This is a genomic window from Gillisella terrae, assembly GCF_004801395.1.
Lineage (GTDB): Bacteria > Pseudomonadota > Alphaproteobacteria > Rhizobiales > Rhizobiaceae > Allorhizobium > Allorhizobium terrae.
In genome coordinates this window covers 288,983-313,454 of the sequence record NZ_SSOA01000001.1, presented here as the reverse complement: position 1 = coordinate 313,454, position 24,472 = coordinate 288,983, and the positions used below count along the sequence as shown (strand labels likewise).

Sequence of the window (24,472 nt, the reverse complement as noted above, 5' to 3'; positions counted from 1 at the left end):
GGAAATGCCGCATATAGACGACAAGAGCATTGATTTCGAAACCATCGAGCTGTTCTTTTTCGCCTATCGTGACTTTGTGTCCGACCCGGATGAAATTTTGGAGAAATTCGGCTATGGCCGCGCCCACCATCGTGTGGTTTATTTTGTCAGCCGCCAACCCGGCATGACCGTTGCCGATCTGTTGTCAATCTTGCGCATCACCAAGCAAAGTCTGGCACGGGTACTGAAAGAGCTGATCGAGCAAGGCTATATTCGCCAGATGACCGGCCCCGCTGATCGCCGCCAGCGCAGGCTTTATCCAACCCTTGCCGGGCGCGAGCTGGCTTTGGCGCTCTCGGATCCACAATCGCGCCGCATTGCCAATGCTTTTAAAGGCCTGACACCGGATCAAATGCAGGCAGTTCGGGTTTTCCTGAAAGCCATGCGCAGCGAAGCGGTGGAAAGCACCGCGCAAATCGAGGAGTCCTGACCATATGAAACAGATAGATCTGCTGGACGATGCCCCTCACCTGCTCGTTGTGGATGACGACACCCGTATTCGTGATCTGCTGCATCGGTATTTGAGCGAACAGGGCTTTCGTGTCAGCGTTGCCGCCGACGCGCAAGAGGCGCGACGCAGGCTGAATGGCCTGAGCTTTGATCTTTTGATTGTCGATGTGATGATGCCCGGTGAGAACGGCCTGTCACTGACGAAATCGCTGTCGGAACAAAAAAACCAGGCCCCCATCATCATGCTCACCGCCCGCTCCGAGGCGGATTCGCGCATTGCCGGGCTGGAGGCAGGTGCTGACGATTATCTGGCCAAGCCGTTTGATCCGCGCGAACTGGTGCTGCGCATCAACAATATTCTCAAGCGCAACAGCAGCGGCGATGGCCCCAAAATCGAGCAGGTGATGTTTGGCCCCTATAGTTTTTCGCTGTTGCGCAAGGAATTGAAGAAAGGTGCCGACGTTATCCACCTCACCGATCGCGAGCAGGACATCATGATGCTGTTTGCCAACAAGGCTGGCGAAACTATCCCGCGCTATGAACTGGTGGGCGAGGACGCCGATGTGGGCGAACGCACCATCGATGTGCAGATCAACCGTTTGCGGCGCAAGATTGAAGACGACCCGGCCAATCCGGTCTGGCTGCAAACCGTGCGCGGCATTGGCTATCGCCTGAGCCGGGACTGATCCTATGACCCTGCTCGAGGCGATCGGCCACCTCAAACACCGGCGTATTTCGTGGGTCAACCTGCGCTGGTTCAGCCGATGGCTGCGCAGGCAATTGCCGACAGGTCTGTTTGCCCGCTCCCTGCTGATCATCATTTTGCCCATGCTGATTTTGCAAACGGTGCTGCTGTTTGTGTTTATGGAACGGCATTGGCAAATGGTGACGCAGCGGCTTTCTGCCGCCGTAACCCGCGATATTTCGGCCATCATTGTGCTGTTGGAAAAATACCCCAATGACAGCGCAGAGATCCTCGCAGTTGCGCGCGAGAAAATGGCGCTTACGGCGACATTGGAAAAAAATGGCGAATTGCCTGCCCCGCGCCCAAAACCGTTTTTCTCGATTCTTGATCAATTGCTCAGTGATGAATTGCGCCGCCAGATCAACCGGCCCTTCTGGATCGATACGGTGGGCGATTCACCGCTGATTGAAATTCGCATCAAGCTGGATGGCGAGGTGTTGCGCATTTTTACCCGGCGCAGTCAGGCCTATGCGTCCAACACCCATATTTTCATCATCTGGATGTTTGGTACCTCACTGGTGCTGATCATTATCTCAACCCTGTTTTTGCGTGGCCAGATCCGCCCCATTCTGTCGCTGGCCGCCGCTGCCGAGAGCTTTGGCAAGGGCCAAAAGCCTGAGAAGGATTTCGTGCCGCGCGGGGCTGATGAAATTCGCCGCGCTGGCCGCGCCTTCATTTTGATGCGCGAGCGCATTGAGCGCCAATTGGAGCAGCGCACAGCCATGCTGACCGGGGTGAGCCATGATTTGCGCACCATTCTCACCCGCTTCAAGCTGCAACTGGCCTTGGCCGGAGACAATCCCGATCTTGAGCCGTTAAACGAAGATGTCGATGCCATGCAATCCATGCTGGAGGGCTATATGGCGTTTGCCAAAGGCGAAGCCGAAGAGAATTTCGGCCCCTGCAATTTGAGCGAGATGTTCGAGAAGATCAGCAGCGATTACACGCTGCACGGCAAGGATTTCAGCTTCCACATTACCGGCGATGACAATGTGCGTGTGCGCCCAAATGCCTTTTGGCGCCTTGTCGGCAATCTGGCCGCCAATGGCCGCCGCTATGCGCAAAAAGTCCATGTGGAGGCAAGGCACGGCAGCAAATGGCTGACCATCGTGTTTGATGATAACGGCCCCGGCATTCCCGAAGCATCACGCGAAGACGTGTTCAAACCATTCTATCGGCTGGATGAAGCGCGCAATCTCGATTCGTCCGGCACCGGCTTAGGCCTGGCAATTGCCCGCGATATTGCCCGCAGCCACGGCGGCAATGTGACCTTGTCAGACAGCCCCATGGGCGGCTTGCGCGCCAAGATTCGCATCCCCGTTTAAGATGTGACTTTTAAGATATGACTGGTGCCTAAGAACCGTTTTTTTAAGAATTTGGGAGAGAGAAATGAGCTTTGATATCAAGACCATGCAATGGTTTAACCCGCCAGAAAACGCGACATGGACCGAGCGCGGCGTGGTCGTTGAAACAAAAGACGCCAGCGATTTCTGGCAAAAGACCTATTATGGCTTCACGCCGGATAATGGCCACTTTCTCTCCACCACCCGGAGCGGCGATTTTACCGTCGAAGTCAGCTTTTCCGGCCAGTATGAAACCCTCTACGATCAGGCCGGTTTGATGCTGCGCGTGGATGAAACCCATTGGGTCAAATGCGGTGTGGAATATACCGACGGGCACATGCATTTCAGCACGGTTGTTACCAATGATCACTCGGACTGGTCGGTTGTTGTGCTGCCGGGAGAGCCAAAGGTGGTTTCAGCACGGATCACCCGGCTGGGCGATGCGCTTTTCATTCAATACAGCATTGATGAAGGGAAAAATTGGGCCATGGCCCGACTGGCGTGGTTTTCACCAAAACCAGAGAAAGTGCAGGTGGGGCTTATGGCCTGCTCGCCGAAGCGCGCCGGCTTTCGCGTTGAGTTCTTTGATTTCAAACTTGGCGATCCCGTCTCACGCGAGATTCACTGAACGACTGCATAATTCCTTAAATCGGAGTGGATTTAAGGTGAAAATTATGCAGCAGATTTAGAGTGTTACAGCGTCCTTTGTCGCCATATTTGGTGAGAGGCGCTGTAGGCTCACATCATCTTTTTGCCGTTCGGAACACCCTGCTCAACCGAGGCCAGAACAATCGCTCCATTCTCATCCTCAAAGCCGAGGGTGAGAACTTCGGAGCGCACCGGGCCAATCTGGCGCGGCGGAAAATTCACCACGCCCAGCACTTGGCGGCCAATCAGGCTTTCCGGCGTGTAATGGACGGTAATCTGCGCCGATGAACGCTTGATGCCGATCTCGGCACCAAAATCGATTTTGAGCTTATAGGCTGGTTTGCGCGCCTGTGGAAAATCCTCTGCCTCGATGATCGTACCGACACGAATATCGACCTTTTCAAAGTCACCATAGGTGATCTCGGCAGAGATTTTCTCATCACCACTCACGATGCCAGCTCCTCTGCGCGGGTCTTTGCCGCCGCAATCGCCGCATCAAACAGAGGCTGCATCGCATCATCCGCCATCAATACCGAAAGTGCTGCTGCTGTTGTGCCACCCGGCGAGGTGACGTTTTTGCGCAACGTCGCGGCATCGTCAGAGGATTGATGCAAGAGCTCACCCGCACCGGCAACCGTTTCACGCGCAAGCCGCATGGCAAGATCCGCAGGCAAACCGGCCTTGCGACCCGCTTCCGCCATGCATTCAACCAGATAGAACACATAGGCAGGTCCACTGCCGGAAACAGCCGTGACAGCATCAATATCGCTCTCACTGGCAACCCATTCCACCGGGCCGCTGACTTTCAAAAGGTCGTGCACAGTGGCGCGCTGCGCCTCGCTGACAAGCCCGTTGGCGTAAGCACCGGTAATGCCGCGCCCCACCATAGCTGGCGTGTTGGGCATGGCCCGCACCATGGCCACAGCTCCCAGATGGCTTTCCATAAAGGCAAGCGTCTTGCCAGCAGCAACCGAGACCACAACGGTATCGCTGCCCACCAGATTTTTCAGCGATGGCAGCGCCGCTGCCATGATCTGAGGTTTGACGGCCAGAAACAACAGTGACACTGTTGTGTTTACAGGTGCCTCAGTCACATGCTGCACGCCTGCCTCTTGAAAGCGCGCTTTGGCGGCATCATTGGCACCGGGATCGATGACAAGAATAGAGGATGGATCAACACCATTCTTGAGCCAGCCGGACAGCATGGCACCGCCCATATTGCCCGCACCCACCAAAGCAATCAAACCGCTCATTCTCAGGCTTCCCCAACCGTGGTAAACAGCACAACGTCCATGGCAGCTTTTGCATCCAGCCCAGACCAGATGACGTATTGGAAAGCCTCATAATAAGCTTCACACGCTTCAACCGCGCTGGAGAGCAGCACTTCAACTTGCTGATTGGTGGGTTCTGCGCCACCGGCCAACAGCAGGGACTGGCGGAAAATCACCACATCTTCCTGCTTCCACAAATCAAAATGGCCCATCATCACCTGCCCGTTGATGCGCGACAGCAGACGGATGATCTCATTGACCTTGGCATCAGGCACGCGCAGATCAAACGCGCAGGCGAGATGCAGGGACTCGCATTCTTCCATCCAGGAAAACGATACCTGATAGGCTGCCCAACGGCCGTTTACCGTCATGGCAATTTCATCTTCACATGACCGCTCGAACGACCAGTCATTATTTGAAGCCACAAACTCGATCATATCAACCGGGTTGGACTGACGTTCCATTTGCAATTCCATAAGGGTCATGCCGCACCTTTTCAGCCGGGAACGCTTGAACCGCAGACAAAAGGATACCCCCTCGTCAAAACGCCACGCATCCACCGGAAACACATTTCGAATGATACCCAATACCCCCAGAGTGCTTGTGGCACCCTGCCCGAAACTTGCCGGGTCGTTTCGAATCATCATTTAAAATCAGTGTATAACGGCGGGAGTCTCAAACCAGCCCCACCGAGCGCTTTTCACAACCGTTGCTGTGGACAGCGCTTGTTTTCATCTCTCAGAACCGGGGCTTAACTGACTCTGGCCATTGTGTTTTTTGGCACTATCCACATGTGGAAAAAAAACGTAACCAATCATTAAGCATAAGCCAAAAGCCGCTGTAAAATCGAAAGCTTAGAGCATAAAAAAAACGGCTGCACTCCCGCGCAGCCGCTCTATTGCGTCATTAATGATTTGCACGAAATACTACGGAAAAACAGGAATCTAATCCAATCTTCCGTAACTCGTTACTTGCCATCACCCGACAGCTTGGCTTCCAGCGCTTCGATTTTGGCGCGCAGAGCCTCGTTTTCGTCCAACGCCTTCAGCGCCATCTCGCGCACCACATCAAACTCTTCGCGGCGCACCACATCCAGACTGTTGAGCCAGCGCTCGGCCTGCGCATGAAAGGCGGTCTCGGCCTCGCGGCGCACACCTTGGGCAGCGCCAGCCGCATCGGTCATCAGCTTTGCAAATTCGTCCATGATACGATTGGTTCCGGTGCTCATTATCGCGCTCCATCTGGCCATAGGGTTATGCCCGTCCTGGGCATCCAAACTCGATATTTATGCAGGTAGGCATTCGCAACGCGGCTTGCAAGACAAAATTCCCCTGACAAACGTGGCTTCTGCCATCATTAACCCCAGAATCACCTTGACGGTGCAAAGGCCGCCCGCCATTTTCCGGGCAAACAGTGAGAGAATGTCCTTGAATACAGCGCTAAGCCTTTTCACCGAGCTACCTTATCCTCAAATTGACCCGATTGCGATCAGCATCGGGCCGCTGGCGATCCGCTGGTATGGTCTTGCCTATGTCACCGGCATTCTGCTCGGCTGGTGGCTGGCGCGGCGCATGATCAACACGCCACGGCTTTGGCCAAACAATTACACGCCGATCACCGAAAAGCACCTTGATGACTTTCTGGTCTGGGCAGCGCTTGGCATCGTGCTGGGTGGCCGCATTGGCTATATTCTGTTTTACGATCTCGATCCGGTACTGGCCAATCCCATGGTCGCCCTTGAGATCTGGCGCGGCGGCATGTCTTTCCATGGCGGCCTCACCGGTGCCACCCTTGCCATGATCATATTTGCGCGCCGAAACGGCCTGCCTGTGTGGATGCTGTTTGATGTGGTGGCCTGCGTTGCTCCCATCGGCCTGTTCTTTGGCCGCATCGCCAACTTCATCAATGGCGAGCTTTGGGGCCGCGTCAGCGATGTGGCCTGGGCCATGCAATTTCCAACCGGCGGGCCTTTTACCCGTCACCCCAGCCAGCTTTATGAAGCAGCGCTTGAAGGAATTGTGCTGTTCATCCTCGTGCAAGTTCTGGGTCGCACAACATCGGCACTGAAGAAATCGGGCACCATCAGCGGCGTTTTCATCTGTGGCTATTCTCTGGCCAGAATTTTCGTTGAGTTTTTCCGCGAGCCAGATGTGCAACTGGGCTATCTGGCGGGCGGTTGGCTCACCATGGGCATGGTTTTGTCCATGCCAATGTTTGCGCTTGGCTTGTGGGCAATATGGCGCGCGCAAACCGCGACACCGGCATAAAGCCTGAAACCCTGAAGGGTTTGAGGAAAGATTATGCATCATATTTAGAGTGCTACGGCCTCCTTTGCGCGAGGTTTAAAACGCGCAGTGCCGTAGACCCCAACAATGAACAGGGGCCTATCACGTATGAGTACTCCACTCGGTGACAAGATCAAAAGGCTGATCCACCTGAATGGTCCCATGAGCGTCAGTGATTATTTTGCGCTCTGTCTGGCCGATCCGGAATTTGGCTATTATAAAACCCGCGAGCCTTTTGGCGCGAAGGGAGATTTCACCACCGCACCTGAAATCAGCCAGATTTTTGGTGAGATGATTGCCGCCTTTATGGTGCACACATGGAAATGCCACGGCCTGCCCAACCCGGTGCGGCTGGTTGAATTTGGCCCCGGACGCGGCACGATGATGAGTGATATGTTGCGGGTGATTGCGAAACTCGCCCCCGATATGTACCGCGACACCAGCGTGCACATGATTGAAACCAGCGAACGCCTGCGGCAGGTGCAACAAAACACCCTTGCCGCCCATATTGAAAAAATCTCCTGGCATGACACGCTGGAAGATGCACCCGCAGGCTTCACGCTGGTGGTTGCCAATGAGCTGTTTGATGCCATTCCCATCCGGCAGTTCGTCAAGGCAGGCCCGCATTTTGTCGAGCGGGTTATCGGCCTCGACCATGACGATGAATTGGTTTTCGCCCTTGGCACCGCCGTTCTCGATCCATCCTTCCTGCCGGAAGGAGCCGAACGCGCGCCGGACGGTACGATCTATGAATTCTCACCTGCGCGTCGTGCCGTGATGGAAGGCCTTTGCCACCGCCTTGGTCAGGAAGGCGGCACCGCCCTGATTATTGATTATGGCCATATGGCAACCGGCTTTGGCGACACATTGCAGGCGGTGCGCGCCCATGATTACGATCCGCCACTGGCCCATCCGGGCATTGCCGATCTGACCAGCCATGTCGATTTTGAAGATCTGGCCCGCACCGCGATGAGCAACGGCGTCTCGGTCACCGGCTGTATGCGTCAGGGTGATTTTTTGCTCGGCCTCGGCATTGCCGATCGCGCTGGCGTGCTGGGACGTGGCAAGGACGCCGCCACCCAATTGATGCTGACAGAAGCCGTCACCCGATTGGCGGGTGACGGCGAAGGCAGAATGGGCGAGTTGTTCAAGGTTTTGGCCGTCTCCACCCCGGCCCTGTCTTTGCCCCCCTTTCGTCCCCTCCATTGATAAGGTTGCAGCCATGTCCAACTCCGTTCCTCAGCCGCTGCAAAGCCCCCTGCTTGCCAAAGGTGTGAGTGCTGGCATTGCTCATGGCTTTTTCACCCGCGCAGGCGGGGTCTCAAAAGGTATTTATCAGGGTCTGAACGTTGGCCTTGGCTCTCATGACAATCGAGAGCATGTGCTTGAAAACCGCAACCGCGTTGCGCGCTGGTTTGATATTGATGCATCGCATCTGGCCACAGTACATCAGGTGCATTCGCCCGATGTTATCACGGTGACAGCGCCGCTTGGCGACAATCGCCCGCAGGTGGATGCCATGGTAACAGCGACGCCGGGTCTGGCACTCGGCGTTTTATCGGCCGATTGCGGGCCGATCCTGTTTGCCGATCCAGCCCATCGGGTGATTGGTGCCGCCCACGCCGGATGGAAAGGTGCTTTGACCGGCGTGTTGGAAAACACCATCAATGCCATGATTGCCCTTGGGGCCAAACGCGATAGCATTGTCGCCACCCTTGGCCCCTCCATCAGCGCCAAAGCCTACGAGGTCGGGCCGGAGTTCGTGGAGCGCTTTCTTGCACATGATGCGTCTTACAGCGCGTTTTTCACCCCCTCGCCCAAGCCCGGCCATGCCATGTTTGATCTGCCGGGACTGACGGTGAAAAGATTGCAGGGTGCCGGAATCCATGCCGACATGCTAGGGATTTGCACCTATGGCGATTCGGAGTCCTTTTTCTCCTATCGCCGCACAACCCATGCTGGTGAGCCGGATTATGGTCGTCAGGTATCCGCAATTTACCTCAGGGAGATATCCCCATGACGCTACACTTTTCTGAAACAGAATATGCATCGCGCCTGGATCAATTGAAGGTTCGAATGGCCACTGAAAAGCTGGATGCTGTCCTGCTGTTCGCGCAGGAGAGCATGTACTGGCTGACAGGGTATGACACTTTCGGCTATTGCTTTTTTCAGACACTGGTGGTCAAGGCCGATGGCGAGATGACGCTTTTGACGCGCTCCGCCGATCTGCGTCAGGCGCGCCATACCTCCAATATTCAAAACATCAACATCTGGGTGGACCGCACCAATGCCGACCCAACCATTGATCTGAAAGATCTGCTGAATGATCTCGATCTTTTGGGCGCGCGGATTGGGGTGGAATATGACACCCACGGCATGACCGGCCGGGTCGCCCGCCTGCTCGACAATCAGTTGATGAGCTTTTGCCAGATGGTCGATGCCTCCTATCTGGTAAGCGAATTGCGGCTGATCAAAAGCGCTGAGGAAATTGCCTATATTGAGAAAGCAGCACAGCTTGCCGACGACGCACTGGATGCGGCCTTGCAACTGACCGGCCCAGGTGCCGATGAGGCCGCCATTCTGGCCGCAATGCAGGGAGCCGTCTTTGCCGGTGGCGGCGATTATCCCGCCAATGAATTTATCATTGGCTCCGGCCAGGATGCGCTGTTGTGCCGCTACAAGGCCGGTCGTCGCACGCTGGATGTCAATGATCAATTGACACTGGAATGGGCCGGTGCTTTCGCCCACTACCACGCCGCCATGATGCGCACGGTGGTGATTGGTGAGCCAACGGCCCGCCACCTTGAGCTGTTTGATGCCTGCTATGATGCCATTCAGGAAATTGAAAAGGTCATGCGCCCCGGCCATACCTTTGGCGATGTGTTTGAGGCGCACTCAAGGGTGCTGGATGCGCGCGGCCTGACGCGCCATCGGCTCAATGCCTGCGGCTACTCGCTTGGTGCACGTTTTTCGCCATCGTGGATGGAGCACCAGATGTTCCACACCGGCAATCCGCAGCCGATTTTGCCCGATATGTCTCTGTTCATCCATATGATCATTATGGATTCAGAGCACAATATCGCCATGACCCTTGGCCACACCTACCTCACCACTGAGGACGCACCACGGGCCTTATCACGACATCCACTTGAGATGATCGTAAAATAATGACGATTTAAGATAGAATTTAACGATTTCGGAAGACAATAACGAGATGCTGAAGCGCGATACCCTGTTTGCCCGAGCATTTCTGTCTTTCGTTTGATGATGGAAAATCTCTGGCTGTTTGTTTTTGCGTATTTCCGGGCGGGACACTGGTTTCAATCGGAAATACGATCAGGAGGCCGCCATGAGATATTCCGTTTCCGGGCCTGCCATGATCGCGGCCCTCAGCATGGTTCAAGGCTGCACGGTCTCGGATACCTTGACGCCACCGCTGGATGTTGGCACCAGCGGCTCGATCAGCAATAGCGCCCCTTTGAACCAAACCGACATGCAAACGGCAATCGCCCAAAATCAGGGCGCCCAAAATCAGGGCGTCCAAAATCAGGGCGTTTCGTCAAGCGCCATGGGCGGGCAAACCGAAGCGAGCTATTCCTATCCGCAACAGCCCATTGAAGATGGGCAACCTTCGCCCCAAAATTCACTGGAAGCCCAGGCACAGGCTTTGCAAAACGGCTACAATCCCGTGGCGTCCAAACCCTTGGGCGACAATCCTGGCTGGCAAGAACACTCACAGCACCATGGTGGCACTCGCCAGCCTGTGGAAAACCACCGCATCTTAAACGAGCAATCACAACCCCGCCAAGCGCCGGTTTATGGTGGTCAGGAGGCGCAGGCCCCAGCCTCTTCGCAGGCAGCAAACCCTGCCCCGGAAAGCGCGCAGCAAGCCGCCCTTGCGCCCGATCCAGCCTCCGCTAACGCCATTCGGTTTTTGCCCATCATTGGCGCGCCATCGCAAGTGGTCATGCCGCTGTCGCGTCAGCTTGGCATGGAAGCGCGGGAAAAAGGCCTTGTTTTACGGGACTCAAGCACCGAACCGGCCCAACATATCCTGAAAGGTTATTTCTCGGCCTATAATGATGGCGGCCGCACCGTGGTTGTCTATGTGTGGGATGTTCTGGACGCCAGCGGCAATCGCCTGCACCGTATTCAAGGGCAGGAAACCGTGCCCGGCAAGGCCAAAGATCCATGGGCATCGGTGCCCGCATCGACCATGCAAAACATTGCAACCAAAACCATGGATGACTACCAGGAGTGGCGCACCAAAAGCGCCGGATAGGACGTAAACCATGTCCATTTACGAAATTCAGCAGAAGAGCGCGTAAACCTCTTGCATTCAAGGCGAAGGGCGCTAAAAAGCCCGCAAGAGAGCGCCGCGTATCACTGAAAATACGCTCGCTTCGTGCTAACAGTTTTAGATCTGCCGCGTAAGGCTAAGCCCGATCAATAACGGTCCCGCAGCTTTAGCGCCAGCTTGCAAACAGGCGGACATACATGAAGGTCTTCGCAGGTAATTCAAACCGGCAACTTGCAGAAGCAATCTGTAAATATCTCAATCTTCCGCTTGGAAAGGCCAGCGTTCGGCGCTTTGCTGACCAGGAAATCTTCGTGGAAATTCAGGAAAACGTGCGCGGCGAGGATGTATTTGTCATCCAGCCCACCTCTTTTCCCACCAATGACCACCTGATGGAACTGCTGATCATGATTGATGCCTTCCGCCGGTCTTCGGCCAAGCGCATCACAGCCGTTATTCCTTATTTCGGCTATGCCCGTCAGGATCGTAAATCGGGCTCTCGTACGCCCATTTCGGCCAAGCTGGTGGCCAATCTCATCACCGAGGCCGGTGCCGACCGCGTGATGACCATGGATCTCCATGCAGCCCAGATTCAGGGCTTTTTCGATATTCCCACCGACAATCTCTATGCCGCACCGCTTTTGACCCGCGACATTAAACAGCATTACGACCTGAAAAACCTGATGGTGGTCTCGCCAGACGTTGGCGGCGTTGCCCGTGCCCGCTCACTTGCCAAGCGGCTCGACTGTCTCTTGGCCATTGTTGACAAGCGCCGCGACCGCCCAGGCGAATCTGAAGTCATGAATGTGATTGGCGATGTGACCGGCAAGGATTGCATCCTGATCGACGACATCATCGATTCCGGCGGCACTTTGTGCAACGCAGCCGAAGCGCTTTTGAAGCAGAGTGCCAACAGCGTCACCGCCTATATCACCCATGGCGTATTGTCTGGCGGCGCGGTTGCCCGCGTTTCCTCATCCAAATTGCGCGAATTGGTGATCACCGATTCCATCCAGCCCACAACGGCTGTGCTGTCAGCCCCCAATATCCGTGTTGTCAGTGCAGCAACGCTTTTGGGTGAAGCCATTGACCGCACCAGCGCGGAGGCCTCGGTTTCCAGCCTGTTCGACGATTGAGCAGATAAAACATCGGACCGAAAACCGTTTTCCGCTTTTTGGTCCGATGCTTTGCATCTCATGCATAATTGCCGCGCCGGCAATCGATTTATGGAATTACAGTAGATTAAAAATGTTACAGCGCCCTTTCTGCGCCATATATGGTGAGAGGCGCTGCACGCCGGGGATGGGGTATTACAGCGCCGTGACACGAGCCGCCCTTATCAATCATGCTGGTGCGGTTCCATGAATTGCGATCATCGCGGCAAACCCTCTTTAAATTTGATGGAAAAGTAATCTGATAGCATTACACTGTCGGGCGCGCGCGCTGCTGAACGCAAAACGCTTTTATTGACCATACATCGGGATTGAGGACCCTAACCCTACCATGCACGCCCATATCGCCAGCGATCACACTCCTCCCGGTGACAAGCTAGAACCGCCCATGGCGTTAACAAGCGATATCATGCTGGCCCATCCTCATGCCCATGATTTCATACGCCAGCAGGCGGCGGGCTTTTTGTCACGTTTTAAAGAAATTCCTCTTGTTGCGCGGATTTTTGCCAGCCATCAGCGCTGGCTGCTGGCGCATATTGCGCTGGTACAATATTTCGAGACCGGACAGATTTTACCGGCGCGGTTTTTTGATCGAATCGAAGACAATGATGTCGCCAGCCGCAACACAGCAGATGCTTTCCTCAAGGAAATGGAAGTCTACGGCATCGTCTCCCCGATTACAGCGCAAGACCGGCGCAGCCGCCCAATTGTGCCATCAGACATGAGCATCAATGCAGCCCTGAATTGGTTGGAGCTCCATCTCGAGACACTCGACCGTTTTGATAACGGAAACCGGGTTCAAAAATTTCATGCCTCGGGTCGAGACATGGGCAAGATCCATCCGCTCATCACAGCGGATTTCATGCAGACCGCAGAACTGCGTGACCAGCCGAAAGTGTTCGATCCCTTTATATGGCTGAACAATGGTAATATCATCATTGACTGGTTGATTGCCAATTCTCAGCCAGTTGATGCAGACGCCAAACGCATACCAGTCGGTATCGTCTCCATTCAGACCATGTCTGAGATCTTCCATCTGTCGCGAACCCATCTCACCCGTAAATTGCTTGATGCTGCGAAAGTTGGCACTATTGGCTGGCTGGGCCCGCGCGGCCGTTCCGAGCTTTGGATTTCCAACGAGTTTCGCGCAGAATATGCCCGCGCTCAATGCATCAAGCTTGCCATCATTGATCGCGCCTGCGCGCGCTGCGGGTTTCTTTAAACTTTGCCCGGTTCAGATTTAGAGTCTGTCAGGTTCAGATTGAACCAGACAGACTCTAAACTTCTTTGTTTGAGTTTGTCTTTTCGGGAAAACCGGATTCCACTTTTCCCTGACAAACTCTAAGGAACTGTGCAACAGGCCTGTCAGCGCTGAGGCAGCGGACAGGCCTCACCATTAAACAGTTTTGAGCGGGTCAAAAAGCGCTTTTCGCGGCCATTATCGAGCGAAAACATCCCGCCACGGCCTTTCACGACATCGATGATCAATTGCGTGTGTTTCCACACCTCATACTGGCTTTGGTGAATGTAAAACGGCACACCATCAATCTCACCCAGCTTCACATCGGTGTCGCCAACGATATAATCATCGGCGGGATAACACATCGGCGACGAGCCATCACAACAGCCGCCGGATTGGTGAAACAGAATTTCGGGATAATCGCGCTTGATCTCACGGATCAGCTCAAGCGCTGCATCCGTTGCAACCACCCTTTGCTCTGGAATTTGCTGATCCATGCCGCTTGCCTCCCATCAATGCCAAATGACTGGCGGAGGTATGCCTCCGCCAGCATGTTGTCTCACGCTTTCACGTCACTCAAGCCTTAGAAGAAGCCCAGAGCCTTGGTGCTGTAGCTTACCAGCATGTTCTTGGTCTGCTGATAATGATCAAGCATCATTTTGTGGGTTTCGCGGCCAATGCCCGATTGCTTGTAACCACCGAAGGCGGCATGGGCTGGATAGGCATGGTAGCAATTGGTCCACACACGACCAGCCTGGATGTTGCGGCCAAAGCGGTAGCATGTATTGGCCTCACGGCTCCACACGCCTGCACCCAGACCGTAGAGCGTGTCGTTGGCAATTTCCAGCGCCTCAGCCTCGTCCTTGAAGGTGGTCACAGACACAACAGGACCGAAGATTTCCTCCTGGAAAACCCGCATCTTGTTATGGCCCTTGAACACGGTCGGCTTCACGTAATAACCACCGGCCAAATCGCCAGACAGCATATTGCGCGACCCACCGGTCAGCACTTCGGCACCTTCCTGTTTGCCAATATCGAGATAGGAGAGAATTTTCTCCAATTGCTCGTTAGACGCCTGCGCACCGATCATGGTTGACATATCGAGCGGGTCGCCCTGCACAATGGCCTCAACCCGCTTCACGGCCTTTTCCATGAACCGATCGTAGATCTTTTCGTGCACCAGCGCGCGGCTTGGGCAGGTGCACACCTCACCCTGATTGAGGGCAAACATGGCAAAGCCTTCAAGAGCCTTATCCAGATAATCATCATCTTCACGCATCACATCTTCAAAGAAGATGTTCGGCGATTTACCACCCAGTTCCAGTGTCACTGGAATGAGGTTCTGGCTGGCGTATTGCATGATCAAGCGACCAGTCGAGGTCTCGCCGGTAAAGGCGATCTTGGCAATGCGTGGGCTGGATGCCAAAGGCTTGCCCGCTTCAAGGCCAAAACCATTGACGATATTGAGCACACCGGCTGGCAGGAGATCACCCACCAGATCAATCCACACCAGAATGGAGGCAGGCGTCTGTTCGGCAGGTTTCAACACCACGCAGTTGCCAGCCGCCAAGGCAGGAGCAAGCTTCCAAGCTGCCATCAGAATCGGGAAGTTCCACGGAATGATCTGGCCAACCACGCCCAATGGCTCATGGAAATGATAGGCAACGGTGTCGTGGTCCACTTCGCCAATCGAGCCTTCCTGAGCGCGAACGCAGGCGGCGAAATAGCGGAAATGGTCGATAGCCAGCGGAATGTCGGCGGCCATGGTTTCGCGCAAAGGCTTGCCATTGTCCCAGGTTTCCGCCCGCGCCAGAAGCTCAAGATTGCTTTCCATCCGGTCGGCAATCTTGTTGAGTATATTGGCGCGCTCGGCAACCGAGGTGCGGCCCCATTTGTCCTTGGCGGCATGGGCGGCATCAAGTGCGAGATTGATGTCCTTCTCGTCGGAGCGCGCTACATCGCAAAGCTTGCCGCCCGTTACGGGCGTGGTGTTTTCAAAATACCGGCCGCCCACCGGCTCACGCCATTCGCCACCAATAAAATTGCCGTACTTCAATTTAAACGGCGTGCTGGCTTTGGTCTGTGTCTGAATGTTCATGTCTCATCCTCCCTGATGAAGGTTCGTTTGGAACCGTGAGAAAAAGATGCAACCGGATTGCGCAAGATGAAAGAGCACAAAACCAATGCCGCAGTGCACAGTGTCGCATCCGTGAGACAGTGAAGCGCCCAGCCCTCAATGAATATCAAATCGCTTCATTTTTCGATGCAAGGTTGCACGGCTGATACCCAAAAGCTGGGCGGCGCGTGATACATTGCCTTTGGCGCGTGACAACACCCGTTTCAGCGCCGAGCGCTCGGCCTCTATCAGATCATCGCCGGCATCATGATGTTTTTCCCGCAAAGCGTCTGCGGCGGGAAGTCCGGCAGCGATCAGTTGATCGTCAATCTGCAAAGCCATTCTGGCGGCGCGGGTTGCGCCCAGCACCAGATCATCGCCATCCACGGCCAACAGTGCCGCAGGTGTCGCGGTGTTGGGCAGCATGATGATTCGCGCCATGGGAAAGGCCATGCGAAACAGGTTGGTTTCCACCCGCACCGCCGCATCGCGCAGGGCTTGCGCGAGAATATTCATGGACAGGTCCGTCACATCATGTCGGCAGGTGGAAATATCAAGGGCTGCGGCCAACTGACCCCGATGATCGCGCACCGGCACCGTTGCGCAACTGAGGGCAATGTTGGCGCTGAGAAAATGCTGATCACGGTGAATGATCACCGGGCGTTCATCGGCAAGGGCCGTTCCAATGCCATTGGTGCCCACGCTTTGCTCGCTCCATTCCGCCTGCTCCCAAAGGCCCAAGCGGTGAAAATCGGCATCATCGCCAGAGGCACTGCGCCGCTCCAGCACCACGCCCTGCGCATCGGCCAGCACAAGGCAGCAGCCTGATCGGCCCACGGTTTGAAACAGGCGGTCCAGCTCGTCAGAGCTTGCTGCAATCAAAGCATCCATGCGCTCGCGGGCCTGACGGAAGGCGGCTTGATCCAGCGTTCGCGGCTTTGCCGCCTGATCGGGGCTTAAGCCATACACATCAAGGCAGCGCCGCCAGGATGCCGCAATCGGCGAGCGCGCCGCCGTGGAGCCTTTCAATGCTGTGGAATAAACCGTATCCGAGTGTTTGCATCCGACATTCATATGCTCCTCCCAAAGCAAACGTTTATCTGCCATCAAGATGAACCGCCAAACCGCCAAAGGCAATGGCAAAGACACAACAGGCACACCGCATCATGCGTTTTAGGGCCATCAAACCCCTAACAAGCCTTGCAAGCACGGCACTTTCGTATTATAGCGCCCCCGTCCGTGTAGACACCCTTGGAGGCAACACGGATGAAGCCCTGATATCGGTATCGTCATCATCGCTTCAGGTTCCATGTCTTTGGCAGATGCCAACGGCTGGAGCTCTCCAGTAACTTTGAAAGGTATTGCCATGAGCAACGCAACTTATGAGCTCAAGGCCGAAACGCGCGAACGGGTTGGTAAGGGGTCCTCCCGTGAACTTCGTCGCAACGGCTTGATTCCCGCTGTCATCTACGGTGACAAGCAGGCCCCTATTGCTATTACCCTGAACACCAATGAAGTCACCAAGCGTATTCACGCTGGCGGTTTCATGACCACGGTTGCCACCATTGACGTCAATGGCGAAAAGATCAGCGTTCTGCCGAAGGACTACCAGCTGGACCCGGTTCGCGACTTCACCATGCACGTTGACTTCCTGCGCGTTACCGCAAACAGCCACGTTGTGGTTTCGGTTCCAGTGCACTTCATCAACGAAGAAAAGTCTGCAATCAAGACCGGCGGCGTGCTGAACATCGTTCGTCACGAAGTTGAACTGCACGCTTTGGCTAACGCCATTCCAGAAGCTCTGACATTCGACCTGACCGGTCTGAAGGTTGGCGACAGCATTCACATCTCCGCCATCAAGCTTCCTTCTGGCACAAGCCCGGTTATCACTGACCGTGACTTCACCGTTGCAACCATTGTTGCTCCGGCTGCTGGCGTTACCGAAGAAGAAGAACCAACTGCTTAATCAGCACAGCGTTTCAATGCATGAAACTGAAAAGTTTCAAGCATAGTCCTACGCAACATTCTTCTAAATCGTTTAAACCCGCCTTCTGGCGGGTTTTTTCATGGCGAACGCCTTTATATTTTCGCGCTACACGCGACATTTTTAGCTAACATTAACAAATGAAGTGAATTATCATCCCCAAAAATCAAAAGAACGGGGACCAGAAATTGTATTCAAATATATCAACCAATGTTTGTTGCGTGTACCGATGAAGAGCTCGGTGGAGCGCCGTTTTCTAGCACTGGTGGCCTGCACGGTGTTTGTCTGCATCGTTCCGCTCTTCACACTGTTCCTTTGGCTTGCATCTTCTAACGCATCAACCGAGCAAAGACACAATATCTCCGTGTTACTCACCGCAAATGCAAAGGCGATGGCAAAGCCCTTGTGGGATTTTGATGCCGAGAGCGTCAGGCAGATTGCAGCGGCCGTTGTATCGGATGCCAGCGTCATGCGCGTCACGGTCAAGGATCAGACGGGCGACATCGATATCACCTTGCCTTCAGCGCCGCTCTCGCCAGCATTGAACATAACATCCTTGTCCGAGAACATCATCTATCAACATATTGATGGCCCCAAACAGGTCGGCACCATCACGCTGTTCTTTCAGCCCACCGGCTTTTTCTCGAGCGTGGATAGTAATGAGAGAATTCTTGTCGCCATTTTCTCCGGCGCTTTGCTGATTGTCATCGGCACCACCGTGTTCGGCAACCGGATGATGGTCATGCGGCCCCTTGCCAAATTGACCGCCGCCATTGAGGCAACCCAGCAGCTTGGCTCACGACACAGCGTTGACTGGGCCTCAAATGACGAAATGGGCCAGTTGGCCGACAGTTTCAACACCATGCAGCTCAAGCTGCAACAAGAAGAGAACGAACTGAAAAACGCCCACAGGCTGGCGACTGAGACCTATAATGCCACCCCGGCCATGTTATATTCGCTGGATCAATATGATCGCATCATCGGCGTCAGTGATCATTGGGTGTTGGCAACGGGATATAGACGCGAGAACGTCATTGGCCTGTTCTTCGCCGAACTGCTGAGTGAAAGCGGTCGTCAGGCCTACGAAACCCGTAAAGACAACGCTAACGCTGCCGCAAGGTGGGAACACACCACCAAATTCGTCTGTGCCGACGGCAGCATCATGGATGTTTTGATCGTTGAATCCAGCCCCAAGATCTCCCCCATGCAAAAGCGGATGTCTCTGAGCGTGATGACGGATATTACCGCGCTCAAGCAAGCGGAAGCGCGCAATCGTCGCCAGGCCCTCACCGATCATCTGACCGGACTGATAAACCGCCAGGGCTTTGAGATGGCGCTGGACAGCGAGATTGCCGAGACCGACAAATATGGCGGCTCTCTTGCCTGTCTGTTTGTGGATCTGGATCGCTTTAAATGGATCAATGACAATCTGGGCCATCATGCCGGCGATAAAACCCTGCAACTGATTGTCAGCATGATTGTCAATCTTTTGCCGCAAAACTCCATTGCCGCGCGCATTGGCGGCGACGAATTTGCCATTTTGCTGCGCGCCAATGATTGCGAAACGGCGGCAACCAATTTGGCCGCAGACATTTGCAAGCTGTTTGAGGCACCCTTTATCATCAAGGGCACATCAACTCGCCTCAGCGCCAGCATCGGCATAGCACTTTATCCGCAACACGCCGACAACGCGTCTGAGCTGCTGCAAAAGGCCGACATGGCCATGTATGATCGCAAGCGCGACGGCAAGAATGGTCTTCAGGTGTTTGACGACACCATCGGACGCAACACCCGCAAGCGCGCCGAAATTGAGCAAACCATTGAAAAAGCCTTGGAAAACGAGTGGTTTGACGCATATTTACAGCCGATCATTGATCTGAAAACCAATCGTATTATCGGCTATGAAGCGCTTATGCGTCTGCATCACCCCGAGCACGGCGTTATGGCTCCTTTTGATATTATCGCAACCGCCGAGGAAACCGGTGCCATTCACGATATTGGCAAGCAGGTTTTTGGCAAAGCATTCGAGCATTTTACCGCTCTTTCCGCGCTGAGCGGCGACAATACATCCTATCTGGCCGTCAATTTGTCGCCTTTGCAGATCGAGCCGAGCCTACCCGTTTGGCTGGCCAGCATTGTCCATCTGTTTAATATTGATCCCTCGCGGATTGTGATTGAAATCACCGAAGCAACCATGCTGCATGACAATCCAGGCATCCAGACAATTTTGCGCAAAATTGCCGATTTTGGGTGCCGGATTGCCCTGGATGATTTTGGCACCGGCTATTCATCGCTCAGTTATCTCAGCCGGTTTATGGTCAATATCGTCAAGATCGACCAGTCCTTCATTCGCTCCATGACAGGCGATGTTCAAGAAACACGCGATCGCAGCCGCATGCTGATTGAAGGCATCACCGCAATCTCCCACAAGATGAAATGCACTGTGGTGGCTGAGGGGATAGAGACCGAAGAGCAGCGGTATCTGCTACAAGCCATTGGTGTCGATTACGGCCAAGGCTATCTTTTTGATCGTCCGCTTTCGTTTGAACAATTGCGCGACCGCATTCTCCACAAGGACATTCCGGCGCTGAAGGTCGTGTGACCAGCACTGTGACGGCCCTATTATCTTCTCGCTCGAACAAAGACTGAGCCATGAAACGAGCATCTGTCTTGATCAAAGCCACCAGAAATCTCGCCTTGGGCAGTGTATGGCTATTGTCGGCCTTGACGACGACCGCCCGCGCCGAGGACCGCATCACCTTCACCACCGAGGATTATCCGCCCTATAATTATGTCGAAGACGGCGTTTACAAAGGGGCTGGCTATGATCAAATGGTGCTGATCCTGAAAGACACAGGTATCCCCTATTCGGTCGAGCTCATGCCATGGGCGCGGGCCTATGCGATGGCGCAATTGAACACGCCAACCTGTGTTTTCTCCACAGCCCATACGCCAGAGCGCGATCCGATGTTCAAATGGGTTGAACCATTGTCGCTGGATCGCAGCATCATGACGGCCAGGAAAGGCTCCGGTGTTCATGTCGATAATCTCGAACAGGCTCGCCGCTATCGCGTTGGCACGCAACGTGATGATTATACTCAGGCCTTTCTGGAGAAACACGGCTTCACGGAGATTGACCTTGCCTCGAGCCTCGATCTGACATTGAAAAAGCTGGAAATCGGACGCATCGATCTTGTCCCCTTGTCGGAGAAATTCTTTCACGATCTGGTCGGGCGTGGCTATCCATTGGAGCAACAGTTTGTCATGACCCAGCAAACTTTTGCGCTGGCGTGCAGCAAATCCGTTCCCGATGCACAGATTGCCAAAATGCAGGCGAGCCTGAACAGGTTGATTGCCAGTGGCCAGCAGCAGGAGATTTTTAAACGCTACGGCCTGATGATCTCCCCCTGAATTCGTGGTACAGCCACCGCGTCGCATTGGTGGCGACCCTTAAAAAACAGCTTCAGGACCACACCATGATCGTTCTTGCCGGACTGGGAAACCCAGGCTCCCAATATGCTGGAAACCGCCATAACATTGGCTTCATGGCGCTTGATGCCATTCATCGCCGCCACGGATTTTCGCCCTGGAGCAAGAAGTTCAAGGCCGAGATTGCCGACGGCACTTTGGCTGGCGAAAAAGTGCTGCTGATGAAACCGCAGACGTTTATGAACCTGTCTGGCGAATCGGTTGGCGAGGCACTGCGCTTTTACAAGCTTGGGCCAGAGCAGTTGGTGGCGATTTATGATGAGCTGGATCTGATGCCCGGCAAGGCCCGCATCAAGCTGGGCGGCGGCCATGGCGGTCACAATGGTATCAAATCCCTCGACGCCCATTGCGGTTTGAACTATCGCCGCCTGCGGCTCGGCATTGGCCATCCGGGCGATAAATCCCGCGTGCAAGGCCATGTGTTGGGCGATTTTGGCAAGCTTGATGCGGAATGGCTGGAGCCGCTGCTGGAAGCACTGGCTGACAATGCCGATATGCTGGTGCGCGGCGAAGACAGCCAATTGCTCAACAAGCTGGCCTTGGCCACAGGGGCAAAGGCGGAAGAGGAAAAGCAGAAAGCCCCCAAACCGCCGAATAAGCCAGCGAAATCGCATATCCATCAAGCCCGCAACAGCGCACAGCCGAAAAAACTGCCGGAAACTGGCCCGATGGCAGAAATGCTGAAGAAGATGTTTGGTGCCAAGAAGGATTGAGATGAGCACGCGCCCCATCACCATTCGTAGCGCCCGAGCTGATGATCTTGAAAGCATTCTGTCGCTATATCAGGAATTGAACAGTGATGACGATCTCTTGAAGCCTGACCTCGTGCGCGAGAAATATGCGGCCATTCTGAACCACCCCGGTCTGACGATATTTCTGGCCCTTGATGCAGACATGCCCGTGGCAACCGCATCACTTGTGGTGATTCCCAATCTCACCCGTGGCGGCAGGCCCTATGCCCTGATTGAAAATGTGGTCAGCGCCGTCAGTCATCGCGGCCAAGGCTTTGGCAAGGCGGTGGTTTGCCACGCCATTGAGGCCGCATGGCAGGCAGGTTGCTACAAAGCCATGCTGCTGACGGGCCGCACCGACCCAAGCATTCATAAGTTCTATGAAGCCTGCGGCTTTGTGCAAAACAAAACCGGCTTTCAGGTGCGCCGAGACGGATAAGACTTGAAATGGTGCCATCCGTATCCTAAATAGCCCAGCAACGAAGACGACTTCGTGCCATCTGCTTCATTGGGGACGACCCTGCTGCATAAATCCTTGAAACAACATTGGTTTAAGGAATTATGCAACCAAATCAGGGAGCATTTTCCATGAAAACCGTCAGAGACCGAGTACAACACGCCATCGTGTTTGAAGTCATCGCCCTTCTCATCATTATTCCACTTGGTATTCTGTTCTTTCACATGCCCGCGAACGACATTGGGCTGATCACCATTGGCAGCGCTGTGGTGGCGACCGGGTGGAATTATATCTATAACCTGCTCTTCGACATCGGCATGAAGCGGGTGAAAGGCGATCTGAACAAGACGATACCGATCCGCGTTTTTCATGCCATCCTGTTTGAGGCCGGATTATTGGCCATTCTTGCGCCGCTGGTTGCACTCTATCTTGGCATAACCTTGGTGGAGGCGCTGATTTTGGATGTGTCACTGTCACTGTTCTATGTGGTTTATGCGTTCCTTTTCAACCTCATCTACGACCGCCTTTTCCCCTTTTCGCAGTCTCGACAAAACGGCTGAGGTGGACCGCACCATGCTTTACTCTTCCGGCTCTGTGGTAAACAGCAGCGGAAAATTCGCCTCTTTGGCGAGGTCATTGGCTTCGATGGATTTGGTTTCGGCAATATCCTTGGTGCAGACCACCACCACGGCCTTGCCGAACCGGTGAGCAGTCATCATCACCCGGTTGCTGGTCTCCGAGCTCATGCGAAACACCGCCTTCAAAACGATGGTCACGAATTCGCGCGGGGTATAGTCGTCATTGTTGAGAATGACTTTGTAAAGCTTCGGCTTTTGCAACTGCAATCTGGATTGCAGTTTTGGCTGTAGGGCAATGTCTTTACGAGGCACTGGCAACTCCCGTCAGCGAAGAATAAAAACAGCATAATGCGAATTGGAGATTGCTTCAACAGGCACCAAAGCCTTGACCACAAGCATCCGTTCCCCCATACGCAAGGCAACAGATTTCAATTGAACCACGGAAAACACCCATGGGCTTTAAATGCGGTATCGTTGGCCTGCCGAATGTTGGCAAGTCCACCCTCTTCAACGCACTCACCAAAACAGCGGCGGCACAGGCTGCCAACTATCCCTTCTGCACCATTGAGCCCAACACTGGCGAAGTGGCCGTGCCTGATCCGCGCATGGACAAGCTGGCCGCCGTTGCCGGTTCCAAGGAAATCATCCCGACCCGGATTTCCTTCGTTGACATTGCTGGTCTGGTGCGTGGTGCCTCCAAGGGCGAAGGTCTGGGCAACAAGTTTCTGGCCAATATCCGCGAAGTCGATGCAGTAGTGCATGTTTTGCGCTGCTTTGAAGATGACGACATCACCCATGTAGAAGGGCGCATCAATCCGGTTGGCGATGCCGAAACCATTGAAACCGAGCTGATGCTGGCCGATTTGGAAAGCCTTGAGCGTCGCACCGAACAGACCCGCAAGCGTGCCACCTCCAAGGATAAGGATTCAGTGGCACAATTGCCAATGATGGAAGCCGCCCTGAAGTTGTTGCAAGACGGCAAGCCAGCCCGTCTGCTGCTGAAAACCGTGGATGCCGAGGAGCGCGAAATCCTCAAGGGTCTCAATCTGCTGACCTCGCACCCCGTCCTTTACGTGTGCAACGTGGCCGAATCTGATGCCGTGAACGGCAATGAGCATACCAAGGCCGTACAGGCCATGGCCGATGCGCAAGGCGCGGAAACCGTGATCATCTCGGCCGCGATTGAAGCCGAAGTGGCGCAATTGCCTGACGAAGAAGCCAAGGAATTCCTCTCCGCGCTGGGCCTTGAAGAAGCTGGCCTCGACCGCCTGATCCGTGCTGGCTATCACCTGCTTGACCTGATCACCTATTTCACGGTTGGCCCCAAGGAAACCCGCGCCTGGACCATTCGTCGCGGCACCAAGGCACCGGCAGCCGCTGGCGTAATCCACACCGATTTCGAGCGCGGCTTTATCCGTGCCTTCACCATTGCCTATGATGATTACGTCACTCTGGGCGGTGAAGTGCCCGCCAAGGAAGCTGGCAAAGCACGTGATGAAGGCAAGGAATATGTGGTGCATGACGGCGACGTCATCCATTTCCGTTTCAACACCTGATCAGGCCACCAAAGGCATGGTTTACCAAAGGAGGCTGGCAACAGCCTCCTTTTTTGTGGCGAAATGCAGGA

At 54.6% G+C, this 24,472-nt stretch carries 26 protein-coding genes; 18 read left to right on the top strand and 8 right to left on the bottom strand.

Translation table 11 applies throughout. The annotated features are described in order from the left end of the window. Positions 1–4: 4 nt before the first annotated feature. The 4 genes from E6C51_RS01480 to E6C51_RS01465 all read left to right on the top strand — a co-directional run bounded on the left by E6C51_RS01480 (position 5) and on the right by E6C51_RS01465 (position 3,205). Entirely contained in the window at positions 5–469 is a 465-nt protein-coding gene (locus E6C51_RS01480; protein ID WP_146933853.1) for a MarR family winged helix-turn-helix transcriptional regulator, read from the top strand. A 4-nt stretch (positions 470–473) separates the two neighbouring features. Continuing rightward, complete coding sequence (locus tag E6C51_RS01475; protein WP_146933329.1) at positions 474–1,175, top strand: response regulator; 702 nt, start codon at positions 474–476, stop codon at positions 1,173–1,175. A 4-nt stretch (positions 1,176–1,179) separates the two neighbouring features. Further along, the gene (locus E6C51_RS01470; protein ID WP_190234793.1) at positions 1,180–2,559 is read left to right on the top strand and encodes an ATP-binding protein; all 1,380 of its coding nucleotides are present in this window, start codon (positions 1,180–1,182) and stop codon (positions 2,557–2,559) included. A gap of 64 nt (positions 2,560–2,623) precedes the next feature. Continuing rightward, positions 2,624–3,205, top strand: coding sequence for a DUF1349 domain-containing protein (locus tag E6C51_RS01465; protein ID WP_190234792.1), 582 nt, complete (start codon positions 2,624–2,626; stop codon positions 3,203–3,205). 110 nt (positions 3,206–3,315) lie between these two features. Here E6C51_RS01465 and E6C51_RS01460 read toward each other — a convergent pair whose 3' ends face one another. From E6C51_RS01460 to E6C51_RS01445, 4 genes are all read right to left on the bottom strand, one after another. Further along, positions 3,316–3,657: a tRNA-binding protein gene (locus E6C51_RS01460; RefSeq protein WP_146933851.1), complete on the bottom strand. Its 342-nt coding sequence runs from the start codon at positions 3,655–3,657 to the stop codon at positions 3,316–3,318. 14 nt (positions 3,658–3,671) lie between these two features. After that, positions 3,672–4,478, bottom strand: a complete 807-nt coding sequence (gene proC / locus E6C51_RS01455) for a pyrroline-5-carboxylate reductase (protein ID WP_190234791.1) — start codon at positions 4,476–4,478, stop codon at positions 3,672–3,674. Between the two features lie 2 nt (positions 4,479–4,480). Further along, entirely contained in the window at positions 4,481–4,981 is a 501-nt protein-coding gene (locus tag E6C51_RS01450) for a type III secretion system chaperone family protein (protein WP_075639890.1), read from the bottom strand. 482 nt (positions 4,982–5,463) lie between these two features. Next, a complete protein-coding gene (locus tag E6C51_RS01445; protein WP_190234790.1) occupies positions 5,464–5,724 on the bottom strand; it encodes an accessory factor UbiK family protein in 261 nt (86 codons plus the stop codon). 199 nt (positions 5,725–5,923) lie between these two features. Here E6C51_RS01445 and lgt point away from each other — a divergent pair, with 199 nt between their 5' ends. The 7 genes from lgt (at position 5,924) to E6C51_RS01410 (ending at position 13,472) form a co-directional block, all read left to right on the top strand. Continuing rightward, positions 5,924–6,763 carry a prolipoprotein diacylglyceryl transferase gene (gene lgt, locus E6C51_RS01440; protein ID WP_186827721.1) on the top strand — a complete coding sequence of 280 codons (840 nt, stop codon included), beginning with the start codon at positions 5,924–5,926 and terminating at the stop codon, positions 6,761–6,763. A 126-nt stretch (positions 6,764–6,889) separates the two neighbouring features. Beyond that, entirely contained in the window at positions 6,890–7,990 is a 1,101-nt protein-coding gene (locus E6C51_RS01435) for a class I SAM-dependent methyltransferase (protein WP_146933318.1), read from the top strand. Between the two features lie 13 nt (positions 7,991–8,003). Continuing rightward, positions 8,004–8,801, top strand: coding sequence for a peptidoglycan editing factor PgeF (gene pgeF / locus E6C51_RS01430; RefSeq protein ID WP_190234789.1), 798 nt, complete (start codon positions 8,004–8,006; stop codon positions 8,799–8,801). Continuing rightward, entirely contained in the window at positions 8,798–9,949 is a 1,152-nt protein-coding gene (locus E6C51_RS01425; RefSeq protein WP_190234788.1) for a M24 family metallopeptidase, read from the top strand. Before pgeF ends, E6C51_RS01425 begins: the two co-directional genes overlap by 4 nt. A gap of 181 nt (positions 9,950–10,130) precedes the next feature. Next, positions 10,131–11,063, top strand: a complete 933-nt coding sequence (locus tag E6C51_RS01420) for a hypothetical protein (protein WP_190234787.1) — start codon at positions 10,131–10,133, stop codon at positions 11,061–11,063. Between the two features lie 215 nt (positions 11,064–11,278). Beyond that, positions 11,279–12,214 (top strand): ribose-phosphate pyrophosphokinase, encoded by a 936-nt coding sequence (locus E6C51_RS01415; protein ID WP_190234786.1) that lies wholly within the window; start codon positions 11,279–11,281, stop codon positions 12,212–12,214. A 424-nt stretch (positions 12,215–12,638) separates the two neighbouring features. After that, the gene (locus E6C51_RS01410) at positions 12,639–13,472 is read left to right on the top strand and encodes a hypothetical protein (RefSeq protein ID WP_190234785.1); all 834 of its coding nucleotides are present in this window, start codon (positions 12,639–12,641) and stop codon (positions 13,470–13,472) included. A gap of 143 nt (positions 13,473–13,615) precedes the next feature. Here E6C51_RS01410 and E6C51_RS01405 read toward each other — a convergent pair whose 3' ends face one another. From E6C51_RS01405 to E6C51_RS01395, 3 genes are all read right to left on the bottom strand, one after another. Further along, positions 13,616–13,987: a DUF779 domain-containing protein gene (locus E6C51_RS01405; protein WP_146933306.1), complete on the bottom strand. Its 372-nt coding sequence runs from the start codon at positions 13,985–13,987 to the stop codon at positions 13,616–13,618. Between the two features lie 86 nt (positions 13,988–14,073). Continuing rightward, positions 14,074–15,588, bottom strand: coding sequence for an aldehyde dehydrogenase (adh, locus tag E6C51_RS01400; protein WP_146933304.1), 1,515 nt, complete (start codon positions 15,586–15,588; stop codon positions 14,074–14,076). Positions 15,589–15,723: 135 nt separating this feature from the next. Further along, the gene (locus E6C51_RS01395) at positions 15,724–16,680 is read right to left on the bottom strand and encodes a GAF domain-containing protein (protein WP_146933849.1); all 957 of its coding nucleotides are present in this window, start codon (positions 16,678–16,680) and stop codon (positions 15,724–15,726) included. A gap of 292 nt (positions 16,681–16,972) precedes the next feature. On the opposite strand from E6C51_RS01395, the gene E6C51_RS01390 reads away from it, so the two are divergent. The 6 genes from E6C51_RS01390 to E6C51_RS01365 all read left to right on the top strand — a co-directional run bounded on the left by E6C51_RS01390 (position 16,973) and on the right by E6C51_RS01365 (position 22,827). Further along, on the top strand, positions 16,973–17,572 hold the full coding sequence (locus E6C51_RS01390) for a 50S ribosomal protein L25/general stress protein Ctc (RefSeq protein ID WP_146933302.1): 600 nt from the start codon (positions 16,973–16,975) through the stop codon (positions 17,570–17,572). Between the two features lie 247 nt (positions 17,573–17,819). After that, a complete protein-coding gene (locus E6C51_RS01385; RefSeq protein WP_190234784.1) occupies positions 17,820–20,192 on the top strand; it encodes a putative bifunctional diguanylate cyclase/phosphodiesterase in 2,373 nt (790 codons plus the stop codon). A gap of 50 nt (positions 20,193–20,242) precedes the next feature. Further along, positions 20,243–21,001 carry a substrate-binding periplasmic protein gene (locus E6C51_RS01380; protein ID WP_190234783.1) on the top strand — a complete coding sequence of 253 codons (759 nt, stop codon included), beginning with the start codon at positions 20,243–20,245 and terminating at the stop codon, positions 20,999–21,001. Between the two features lie 65 nt (positions 21,002–21,066). Beyond that, entirely contained in the window at positions 21,067–21,792 is a 726-nt protein-coding gene (gene pth, locus E6C51_RS01375) for an aminoacyl-tRNA hydrolase (RefSeq protein WP_190234782.1), read from the top strand. 1 nt (position 21,793) lies between these two features. Then, positions 21,794–22,249: a GNAT family N-acetyltransferase gene (locus E6C51_RS01370; RefSeq protein ID WP_190234781.1), complete on the top strand. Its 456-nt coding sequence runs from the start codon at positions 21,794–21,796 to the stop codon at positions 22,247–22,249. Between the two features lie 149 nt (positions 22,250–22,398). Then, the gene (locus E6C51_RS01365) at positions 22,399–22,827 is read left to right on the top strand and encodes a PACE efflux transporter (protein WP_190234780.1); all 429 of its coding nucleotides are present in this window, start codon (positions 22,399–22,401) and stop codon (positions 22,825–22,827) included. Positions 22,828–22,845: 18 nt separating this feature from the next. Here the strand turns inward: E6C51_RS01365 and clpS are convergent, their stop codons facing one another. Continuing rightward, on the bottom strand, positions 22,846–23,157 hold the full coding sequence (gene clpS / locus E6C51_RS01360) for an ATP-dependent Clp protease adapter ClpS (protein WP_146933292.1): 312 nt from the start codon (positions 23,155–23,157) through the stop codon (positions 22,846–22,848). Positions 23,158–23,297: 140 nt separating this feature from the next. Here clpS and ychF point away from each other — a divergent pair, with 140 nt between their 5' ends. Continuing rightward, positions 23,298–24,401 (top strand): redox-regulated ATPase YchF, encoded by a 1,104-nt coding sequence (ychF, locus tag E6C51_RS01355; RefSeq protein WP_146933290.1) that lies wholly within the window; start codon positions 23,298–23,300, stop codon positions 24,399–24,401. Positions 24,402–24,472 lie beyond the last annotated feature (71 nt).